7 protein-coding genes are annotated in these 8,718 nt (G+C 73.3%); 3 read left to right on the top strand and 4 right to left on the bottom strand.

What is annotated here, in order from left to right:
* Positions 1–257 precede the first annotated feature (257 nt).
* The 3 genes from ACQ5SO_RS13225 to ACQ5SO_RS13215 form a co-directional block, all read right to left on the bottom strand.
* On the bottom strand, positions 258–1,046 hold the full coding sequence (locus ACQ5SO_RS13225; RefSeq protein ID WP_430942084.1) for an SDR family oxidoreductase: 789 nt from the start codon (positions 1,044–1,046) through the stop codon (positions 258–260).
* A 118-nt stretch (positions 1,047–1,164) separates the two neighbouring features.
* Positions 1,165–1,773, bottom strand: a complete 609-nt coding sequence (locus ACQ5SO_RS13220; RefSeq protein WP_430942083.1) for a 2-dehydro-3-deoxy-6-phosphogalactonate aldolase — start codon at positions 1,771–1,773, stop codon at positions 1,165–1,167.
* Positions 1,770–2,699 (bottom strand): 2-dehydro-3-deoxygalactonokinase, encoded by a 930-nt coding sequence (locus tag ACQ5SO_RS13215; protein WP_430942082.1) that lies wholly within the window; start codon positions 2,697–2,699, stop codon positions 1,770–1,772. The genes ACQ5SO_RS13220 and ACQ5SO_RS13215 overlap by 4 nt, the downstream gene beginning before the upstream one ends.
* A gap of 927 nt (positions 2,700–3,626) precedes the next feature.
* On the opposite strand from ACQ5SO_RS13215, the gene ACQ5SO_RS13210 reads away from it, so the two are divergent.
* The 3 genes from ACQ5SO_RS13210 (at position 3,627) to ACQ5SO_RS13200 (ending at position 7,625) form a co-directional block, all read left to right on the top strand.
* Positions 3,627–5,489, top strand: coding sequence for a dynamin family protein (locus tag ACQ5SO_RS13210; protein WP_430942081.1), 1,863 nt, complete (start codon positions 3,627–3,629; stop codon positions 5,487–5,489).
* Positions 5,489–6,964, top strand: coding sequence for a GTPase (locus tag ACQ5SO_RS13205; RefSeq protein ID WP_430942080.1), 1,476 nt, complete (start codon positions 5,489–5,491; stop codon positions 6,962–6,964). Before ACQ5SO_RS13210 ends, ACQ5SO_RS13205 begins: the two co-directional genes overlap by 1 nt.
* A gap of 127 nt (positions 6,965–7,091) precedes the next feature.
* Positions 7,092–7,625: a hypothetical protein gene (locus ACQ5SO_RS13200; RefSeq protein WP_430942079.1), complete on the top strand. Its 534-nt coding sequence runs from the start codon at positions 7,092–7,094 to the stop codon at positions 7,623–7,625.
* 178 nt (positions 7,626–7,803) lie between these two features.
* On the opposite strand, the gene ACQ5SO_RS13195 is transcribed toward ACQ5SO_RS13200, so the two are convergent.
* A complete protein-coding gene (locus ACQ5SO_RS13195) occupies positions 7,804–8,712 on the bottom strand; it encodes an MBL fold metallo-hydrolase (RefSeq protein WP_430942078.1) in 909 nt (302 codons plus the stop codon).
* Positions 8,713–8,718: the final 6 nt, after the last annotated feature.

Genomic DNA, 8,718 nt, shown 5'->3' with positions numbered 1-8,718 from the left:
TCCCCTTTCTCGGTGGGGTGTTTTTGCGAAACGGTATTTCACCGGGTGGTTGGGGGGAGGGGGTGGGGCGGGGGTGGTGGGGGGGGTGGTGTTTGGGGGGTCTCCCCCCCCCCAAGCCCCCTGACCCGGGGGGGATCCCCCCGGGACCCCCCTTTTTTGTGGCTGGGGGGCGCGGGAGGGGCGCGGCGGCGCTGACGCTTGCCGACGCCCCGCCCGCCCGGCCCGTGCCGGGCCTGCCCCCTGCCGCGCCCGGCTCCTCAGCCCTCCAGCATCTCCGCCATCCGGTGCGGCGTGGGGTTGAGCAGCAGCCCCCCGTCCACCGGGATCACCGTGCCTGTGATCCAGCTCGCGGCATCGGAGGCGAGGAAGGCGCAGAGCTCGGCCACATCCTCGATCACCCCCATGCGGCGCAGGGGAATGTGGGATTGCTCGTTCTGCGCCAGCCGCTCGGCGCTCATCAGCCGCCGCACCCCCTCGGTATCGGCGATGGGGCCGGGAGAGACCGCGTTGACCCGGATCCCTTCCGGTCCCCATTCGAGCGCATAGGCGCGGGTGAGCATGTCCACCCCGGCCTTCGCGGCGCAGACATGGGCCTGGCCGACCATGGCGACCTGGGCCTGCGGGGCGGTGACGTTGATGATGTTGGCGCCCGGGCGGCGCAGGTGCGGCCCCGCGGCGCGCATCACGTGGTGGGTGCCCAGCAGGTCGATCTCCATCACCGCGCGGAACCCGTTCGAGGAGATGTCCGCCGCCTTCGCCACGAAGTTCCCCGCGGCGCCGGACAGCAGCGTGTCGATCGGCCCGAAGACCTCGGCGCAGCGGGCGAAGGCGGCCTCGACCGAGGCGTAGTCGCGCACATCCACCGACATGCCTTCCGCCGCCGGGCCGATGGCGCGCAGGGCCTCGACCGCCGCCTCGACCTTTTCCGGATCGCGCGAGAAGGTGAACACCTTCGCGCCCTCGGCCGCGAAATGCTTCGCGACCCCGAGATTGATGCCGCTGGTTCCACCGGCCACCGCCAGCACCTTGCCGTCGAACTTGCCCATGTCTGGGGCCCTCCCATGCCTTCTCGCGCGCCCCTCTTCCGGTGCGGCGCCTGTCGGCATGATCCATGCCGGGGAGGGGAAGTCCAGAGTTTTTGAAGCGATGTTTTAAATGGCGCGCTCAGCCCCCGACGGCGGCATCCCAGGCCCGGACCACCGCCTCGGCCTTCGCGCGCACCGCGTCCGCCCCGTCGCCGGGGCGGTACAGCGCCGTGCCGATGCCGAAGCCGCTCGCCCCCGCCTCCAGCCAGGCGGCGAAATTGTCCGGGCCCGCGCCGCCCACGGCCAGCGTCTCGGTCCCCTTGGGCAGCACCGCGCGGATCGCCTTCAGCCCCTCCGGCCCGATGAGCGCCCCGGGGAAGAATTTCAGCCCGTCGGCCCCGGCGCGCAGGGCGGCGAAGCACTCGGTCGGGGTCATCACGCCGGGATAGGAGAGCATCCCCGCCGCCTTCGCCGCCCGGATGACCGCCGGGTTGCAGTCGGGCGAGACGCAGAGCCGCCCGCCCGCCGCGGCCACGCCCGCCACGTCCGCCTCGCTCAGCACCGTGCCCGCGCCGGTCAGCGCCCGGTCCGCGCAGCCCTCGGCCAGGATCCGCACGCTCTCCAGCGCGTCGGGCGAGTTCAGGGGGACCTCGATCTTCGTGATCCCCTCTTCGATCAGCGCCTCGGCGATGGCGAGGACTTCATCCGGGCGCACGCCGCGCAGGATGGCGATGATGTTGCGGGTCATGCGCGTTCTCCTTCGCCGCTCTCCATCGCGCGGCGGGCGGCGACCAGCCCCGCCAGCGCCAGGTCCTCGCCCGGGTGGGCGGTGGGGGCCAGCCCCTGGGCCCGCAGAGCCGCGGCGTAGCGGGCGCAGAGCGCGGGCGCCCCGACCAGCGCCACCTCGCGCCCCAGCCACCAGGGCTTGGCGCCCGCAAGCTCCATCCCGATCAGCAGGCCCGAGAGGCGCGCGCGCGCCGCGGCGGGGGGCAGCCCGTCCAGCAGCCCCGCCGCCCGGATCGCGAACAGAAGGCCCGTCACGTCCTGCGGCCGGTCCATCGCGTCCTCGACGCCCTGCAGGAAGGCCGGGCCGTCCTCGGTCCCGTCATCGGGCGCGGGCATGGAATGGCGCAGCACCGAGGCCTCGGAGAGCAGCGCGAACAGCTCTCCGGTCAGGAAGGTCTGGAAGCTGATCGCCTCGCCCGCGCTGACATGCACCCATTTCGAATGGGTGCCGGGCAGAACGACCACCCCGTCGAAATCGGGCGCGGCGGCGAGGAAGCCGGCGATCTGCGTCTCCTCCCCGCGCATCACGTCCGGGCGGGGGCGGGCCTGCGACAGGCCCGGCAGGATGCGCAGCGAGAGGCGCGGATCGGCGCAGGGGGCGGCCACGGCGCCGGGGCCCGCGGGGGCGCAGGGCAGGGCGCGGTACGGGGCCTCGACCCAGCCCTGCTTCGCGCCGACCATCCCGCAGGCGAGGGTCTCGGTCCGCGCGCCGGGCGTCAGCCAGTCGCCGACGAGGTCCAGCAGGGCGGCCTCGAACCCTCCGGCGGCGAGCGATCCGGCCCCGGCGTCCGAGCGGCGCTCCTCCAGCGCGGCGTCGCCGGGGCCCATGCGCCAGGCGCGCAGGCGGCTGCCCCCCCAGTCGAGGGCGATCCAGGCGGTCCGGGGCATGCGGGCTCTCCTTCTTGTCGGTCGGTCTGGTCCCTTGCCCGGATGGGTAGCAGACCGCGGCGGGGCTGTCTCGGGTCCGGGCGTGCGTGCACGCGCCGGAGGAGGCATCGCGCCGCGGCGCCCCAAATGGGGGATGCGGGCAGCCGAGTCGCAGGGCACGACTCGCAACCGCAGGACCCGGGCGCCGATTTCGTAGATGCCTGGGATTGAGCGCAGATTGCTGGCATCAACCCGGCGGCGAAACGGGTAAGCTCCAAGCTTCCGCACGGTGGAATTGCGCCGCCGATTTCGCAATTGAGAATACGCGCGACCAGGCGCGCCCGTGGGTATGAAAACCCGCGGCGTTTCTGAGTGACCGCAGGTAAGATGAACGAACGGTCATCGTTTCGCGCATTGTTTCCCAGTCGCCACCCCGGGCCTTGCCTCCGTCGGGCCCGTTCAAATCTGCTTAAATTCTGATCTCTACAGCCTCAGTTTCTTGCAGAGACCGTCCGCGGCGCGCGGCGTCGCGGGTGGAGTTGCGCATTCAATTGGGCGGCGCCCGTGTAAAACGGTTGAATTATTTCATTTAGTTCGAAGATTTCGACGTCAAAGCGCCCGCGCACTCAAAATTAACGATTGAGGAGGGGTGATTGACGCCGCTGGACTTCGCGCGAAACCCCAGAGGAATTTGTTCTACTGTAATATCCATCGGAAATCGGCAGGGGCATGCGCCATTCATTTAAGTATAAACCTTGACATTCGTTCAAAAACAACCAGAGCGCGTGAACGTATTAACCGGTTTCACGTTTACAGCTTGACCGCCTGCCTCTACGCCTTAGGTCAACCACCCGAGCAGACCGTGCTGTTTTTTACGCTGCGACGAGGGACACCGTGACGCCTAATCAGTTCTTGAATCGACGTGCCCGCGCGTCGACCGCCATCGCTGTGCTTGACGCCGCCGGCGCCGACGCCGCGTTCCGCGCCCGGTTGCAGGACGATCTCGACCGCGGCTGCGTGAACGTCACGCTGCTCGGCCAGATCAAGTCCGGCAAGAGCGCCCTCGCCAACGCCCTGATCGGGCGACCCGGGCTGCTGCCCGTCGACGTGAACCCGTGGACCGCCGCGATCACCAGCCTGCACGTGAACCAGGCGGGCGAAGACGGGCAGGCCGCGAAATTCGAGTTCTTCGACGAGGCCGGCTGGAAGCGGCTGGCCGAGGGCGCAGGGCGGCTCGGCGCCCTGGCCGGGCGCGCCTCGGACGAGGACGAGCTGGAACGGCTGCGCGAGCAGGCCCGCGCGCTGCAGCGCAGCGCCCAGGCGCGGCTCGGCCGCAATTACGAGATGCTGCTGGGCGGCGTGCACCGCCATGGCGGCTTCGACGCCAAGCTGCTGGCCCGCTACATCGTGCTGGGCGAAGAGGCCGACCCCAACGGCGCCGGCCGCTATGCCGAGCTCACCCGCCGCGCGCAGCTCTGGCTCGATGCCGGCGCCTGGCCGATCCCGCTCTCGATCCATGACACCCCCGGCGTCAACGACCCGCTGCTGGTGCGCGAGGAGATCACCCTCGACGCCCTCAAGGACACCGATGTCGGCCTCGTCGTGCTCAACGCCGCGCAGGCGCTGACCTCCGAGGACGTGGCGCTGCTGCGCACCCTCGCCGCCCTGCGCGGGGCCGGGGCGCTGATCTTCGTCAACCGCATCGACGACCTTGGCGATCCGGCCGCGGACATCCCCGCGATCGAACGCTCGCTGCGGGGCGCGCTGCTGCGCGCCGGGCTCGACGACAAGTCCGAGATCCTGTTCGGCAGCGCCCTGTGGGCCGAGACCGACGATCCCGCGACCCTGCCGCCGCATTCGCGCGAGGCCTTCGCGGCCCATGCCGCGCGCACCGGCGCGGCCACCCCGCGCGCGGCCTCGGGCGTCGATGCGCTGCGCGAGGCGATCGTGGCGCGCGCCGCGTCGGGCGAGGGGCGGCGCAAGCTGTCGGACGTCGAGGGCGAGATGCGCGGCTGGATCGAGGAGCGGCGCGCCGCCCTCGCCTCCGGCGGAGCCGGTCCCGACGCGCGGCTCGAGGCGCTCGAGGCGCTGATGGTCGAGGTGTCCGACGGGCTCGAGCGCGTGCTCGCCGCCCATGCGCCGGCCGTGACCCGGCGGATGGAAGAGGCGGTGGACCGCTTCGCCGACGTCCAGGCCGACGCGCTGCGCCGCGCGGTGATGGACGGCGGCAAGGGTGGCTGGCAGGCCGACATCGCGCCGCTGCGCGCCGATCTCTCGCGCCTGCACGAACAGTTCGCCGAGAAGGTCGGCCTGTCGCTGCGCTCGTTCTGGGACACGGTGCTGCGCGAGGCGGGCGACGCGCTCGCCGCCGGCGGGGTCCCCGCCCAGGCGCCCGAGCCGCCGCGGATGCCGGTTCCGGCCGCGCTCAGCCGCGCGGTGTCCTTCGACATGGACGGCCGCTGGTGGTCGCGCTGGCGCGGCCGTCGGCGCTATGCCGAGGAGCAGGCGGACGCCCTGCGCGCGCTCATCAAGGACGACATGGCCCCGCTGCTGGCCGAGCTGCGCCACGACCACGAGACCCGCGTCGCCGCCGAGGCCCGCCGCGCCCTGCGCCGGTTCTTCGAGCTGCGCTGCATGGCCGTGGGCGCGCCCGACGGGATCCTGTCGGCGGGCGGCGACCCGGCCTTCACCGACGCCCGCCGCGCCGCGCTGACCGAGGCGCTGGACCGCGTCTCGGCGCTGCTCGGGGCCGATGACGCCGCGCCGGCCGTCGAACCGGGCTTCCAGGCCCAGAAGCAGGCGGCCCAGTGATGACCTTCGACGCCGAGATGACCGCCGCCCCCGCGGGGGCGGGCGAGGACGCTTCCGCCCTCGCGCCCCCCGCCGCCGCCGCCGCCGCGGCCCCCGCGCTGCGCCCCGTGCCCGCGTCGCGCCATGACCGCCTGGCCCGGGCCGCGACCCGCCCGGTGCGCATCGCCCTGATCGGGGAGTTCAGCGTGGGCAAGTCCACGCTGGCCAACCTGGTGCTGGGGGCGGATGTCGCCGCGGTGCGCGCGACCTCGACCCATGCGCCCGCGATCTGGTTCTCGGGGGCGAAGGGCGACGAGGCGACGCTGTTCGACTTCAACGGCAGTACGCTGACCGCCTCGGTCGCCGACCTGTCCGGCGCCTCCCTGCGCGACTGCGCCATGGTGCGCGCGCCCGCGCCGCGGATCGGCGTGCGCAGCTGGGAGCTGATCGACACCCCCGGCCTGTCGGACCCGTCGCTGGACCGCCACCCGCTGCCGGTCGCCGTCGCCCGCGCCGACGCGGTGGTGATGATGACGCTGGCCACCCAGGCCTGGCGGCGCTCCGAGATGGAGGCGTTCTCGGCCCTGCCGCCCCGCCTGCGCCGCCGCGCGGTGCTGGTGGCCGCCGGGGCCGACCGCCTCGGGGAAGCGGACCTCGCCAAGGTCCTGTCGCGCCTGCGGACTGAGGCCGACCCGGCCTTCCGCGCGATCCTGCCGGTGTCCTCGGTCCAGGCCGGGCGCGCCCGCGCGGCGCATGACGCCGCGGGGTGGGCCGCCAGCGGCGCCGCGGCGCTGTTCGCGCAGATCGACGCGCTGGTCTCGGAGATCGCGGCCGAGCGGCGCGCGATGCTCGACCGCTACGTGCGCGTGCCGGACCCGGTCCCCGCGCCGGCGCCCGAACCCATGCCCGCCCCGGCGCCCGCCGCCGCCGCGGACCCCGTTCCCGCCCCCGCGCCCGCGGCGCAGGCGGCGGACCAGATCCCTGCCGCGGCCGCCGGACCGGCGGCGGCAGGGCCCGTTTCCGCCGGGACCGACTTTGGTTCGGGCGGACGAGACCCGCACGCCGAGGGGCGTGCAGCAAGCGTGGCGCAATCCCCGACGAAAAGCGTACCGGGGGCGTCTGAAACCAGGAGCGATTCCCAAATGCCCAACAACATCAGCGATCTGCGCGAGTGCGCCGGCTTCATCGGCGCCTGCCTCGTCGACTCCGACACCGGCCTGATGCTCGCCTCCGAAGGCGGCGCGAACTTCGACCTCGAGACCGCCGCCGCCGCGAACACCAGCGTCGTGAAGGCCAAGCTGAGCGCCATGCAGGCCCTGGGCCTCGATGACGCGATCGAGGACATCCTGATCACCCTCGGGACCCAGTTCCACCTGATCCGCCCGCTCGCCTCGATGCCGACCGTGTTCATCTACGTCGCGCTCGACCGCAAGACCGCGAACCTCGGCATGGCCCGCATCCAGACCAAGAAGGTCGAAGGCCAGGTCAAGCTCTGAGCCGCCAGGCTCCGACCCGCTGACAGCGGCGCCGGGGGAGGCTGGTCCTCTCCCGGCGTGCATCGCCCCGCAAGCGCGGGGCCATACGCCCGCCCCGCAAGCGCGGGGCCAGCTTCAGGACCCCGTGATGATCCATACCGATATCGGCCGCGCCGCCCAGCCCCACCTCGCGGGACTCGAGCTTCCCGCCGCGCTGCTTTCGGGCGCGCAGGACGGCTTCCGCGCGGTGGAGGCCAACGGGCCGTTCAAGACGATCTTCGGCGCCGCCTGCATCGGCGCCGGCTGGCGCGGCCTGCTGGACGAGGCGGCCGCGACCGGCGCAGGCCCGGCCCGCGCCGCCGAGGCGCTGCGCAAGGCGCTCATCGCCCACGCGCCGCAGCTGGCGATCCTGCCGCTGCCGGATGCGGGCGAGCACCTGGTGGCGCATCTTCCCGCCCGCGGCGGGCATGGCGACAGCGTGGCGGTGATGGTGACGGCGGCGGCGCTGCCGCGCACCGGGCGCCTGGCCGCGGCGCAGGAGCGCCTCGCCGCCCTGCGCGGCATCGTGGCCGAGATCAACCGCGACCTCGCCGCCGCCCGGCTTCCGGCCTTCGACGCGGAAGCGATCGACGGGTTCGACGCCTTCGCCCTCGCCTTCGCGCGGCTGCGCTCCTTGCCCTGAGGGGCGGGCCGCCCGCCGCCCCATACCCGGCTCCGCCGTGCCGGATCGCCTCCCCGGGGCAGGCGGCCTGACCGCGGCCCGGAACTTCCCCCCGGGCGCGCCGGGCCTGCGACGCGCCCCGCAATTTCAGCGGGCGCGTCGCCTCTTCCTCTCCTCGTCCTCTCCGGCCCCGCGCCGCTCACTCCCACTCCATCTGCTGGAACGCGGCCTGGGCGTTGCGCCGCGCCAGCGCGTCGAACTGGGCCAGGTGCGCGAAACCGGACTGGTCCACCTCCACCACCCCGATGATGTCGCCGCCGGCCTCGAGATGCGCGCCGACCTTTTCGCGCAGGTTGAGGAGGTAGTCGCGGGTCTCCGCCCGCGCCTGCGCCAGGGTCGTCGCCGGGCCGTGGCCGGGCACGAGATGCGCCGGGTCCAGCGCCTCGATCGCCGCGAAGCTGTCCAGCCAGGCGGCGGTGTCCGAGAACTCCATCACCCCCAGCACGCGCCCGACATAGACGATGTCGCCGGTGAACACGGTCTTCGCATCGGGAACCCAGGCGAAGCTGTCGCCCGGGGTATGGGCGCCGCCGGGATGGCGGATCTCGATCACCCGGCCGCCGAGCTCCAGCGTGTAGGCCGCCTCGAAGGTCACGTCGGCCTGGACGGGCTCGGTCCCCGCCAGCGCCTCGCCGATCAGGGCGCTGAGCATGGTCAGCTGCATGGAGCCGCGGGCGGCCTGGTCCTCGACCGCCGCGGCCGAGGCGATCACGGTCGCGCCCTGGTCCTTCCAGTAGCCGTTGCCGAGCCAGCGGTGATCCTGCCCGCCGGTGTCGATGACATAGGCGACGGGCTGGTCGGTCAGCCCGCGCACCACCTCATGCAGCGCCTTCGCCCCGGCGCGGGAGCCGCCGGGATCGACCAGCACCGCGCCCGCCCCGGTCTCGATCAGCCCGAAGGTGGCGTTGTTGCCGAGGTTCGAGGGATTGCGCTGCTCGGCCGGGCCCTCGATGGCCCAGATGCCGGGGGCGACGGGCTGGACCTCCAGCCCCTCCGCGGCGGCGGCGGAGGCGGCGAGCAGGGCGAAGGCGATGGCGTGGCGCAGCATGGAGAT

The sequence above is a fragment of the Rhodovulum sp. DZ06 genome (genome assembly GCF_050586345.1).
Classification (GTDB): domain Bacteria; phylum Pseudomonadota; class Alphaproteobacteria; order Rhodobacterales; family Rhodobacteraceae; genus JBOCEF01.
Note: the sequence above shows the minus strand (reverse complement) of the source record. Positions and strands in the feature narration are given on the sequence as shown.